Source organism: Rhizobacter sp. P2_H2, from assembly GCF_056403375.1.
Map to the genome: position 1 here is coordinate 1 of NZ_JBFUFP010001446.1, position 1,081 is coordinate 1,081.

Here is a 1,081-nt window from a genome sequence, read left to right on the forward strand (position 1 = left end):
GCCGAAGCGCCCGCCCACGCGGTCACTGCACCTCGGCGCGGCACCGCGGCGGCAGCGGCCAGACCGAAGCCGCAGGTGCCCCGCGCGGCGCCGGCCGAGGCACCCGCGCCCGCGCCTGCTCCGGTGCTCGCACTGGCCCCGGCGAGCACCGCGACGCCGGTTTCCCCTCCACCGGTGACGGTGGCCGGGGCCGAGCGCCTCTGGACCGCATTCAACGGCACGACGGCCGCCGTGGAGGGCGGCTTCATCGAGGGGTTGATCTATGCCGAAAGGCCGGGCGACGCAACGCTGGGGGACATCACGGTTCGCAACAACGGCGTGCTCAACATCACGGGGCAGTTCAACACCCGCGGTGGGAGCCAATGGGCCGGCGTCGGGATCGTGCTGGTCTCGCAGCGACCGGTGGTGGCCACCGAGTACAAGGCGTTGCGGGTTCTCCTGGCGGGCCACACGGTGGGACAGCTGCGCCTGCGCCTCGTGGGGAACGACCCGGCCGTCCAGCAACGGGGCTGCTACCCGATCCTGATGCTGCCGGTGAAACCCCAGGTCACGGAGTACCGCATCGAGTTTTCGCAGTTCGCAGCGCCGCAGTACTGCGGTGCCGAAGGCGTTGACGTCAAGTCGACGCTGGAGGCCCTCACCGCCATCGAGATTGCCGACGCGCCCGAACCGGTGGGGGACCGCGCGGTGAGCTTCAACGTCGGCACGCTGTCGTTGCTGAAGTAGGAGGCCGGTGGCGCGCGCCAGCCGCGAGCGTCAACGGGCTTGACACACCATGATCGCCACCGACGACATCCCGCGCCTCTACGACCCCGCATTGGCTGAACGGGTGCGACATGCCATCGGCCAGGTGCCCGGCTCCGGCGGTGTGCACGGCGGCGTCGGGGTGCTGGCCCAGAAGCTGGCGCAGATCCAGGGTTCGGCGCGGCCGCAGCTGCAGAAGCCCCAGCTGGTGGTTTTCGCCGCCGACCACGRCATCGTGGCGCGGACGGCTTCGGTCTATCAGGCGAATGTGGCGACGCTGCGGGTGCGCAACCTCCTGGCCGGCAACACGGTCGCGTCCATGTTCGCGCGCCGCAAC

At 70.9% G+C, this 1,081-nt stretch carries 1 protein-coding gene and 1 pseudogene; both read left to right on the forward strand.

The window, feature by feature from the left end; all coding sequences use genetic code 11:
- Positions 1-726: pseudogene (locus AC1D15_RS33800) on the forward strand (hypothetical protein); the annotation flags it as partial.
- 49 nt (positions 727-775) lie between these two features.
- On the forward strand, positions 776-1,081 hold a 306-nt coding region (locus AC1D15_RS33805), incomplete at its 3' end, for a nicotinate-nucleotide--dimethylbenzimidazole phosphoribosyltransferase (protein WP_477829504.1).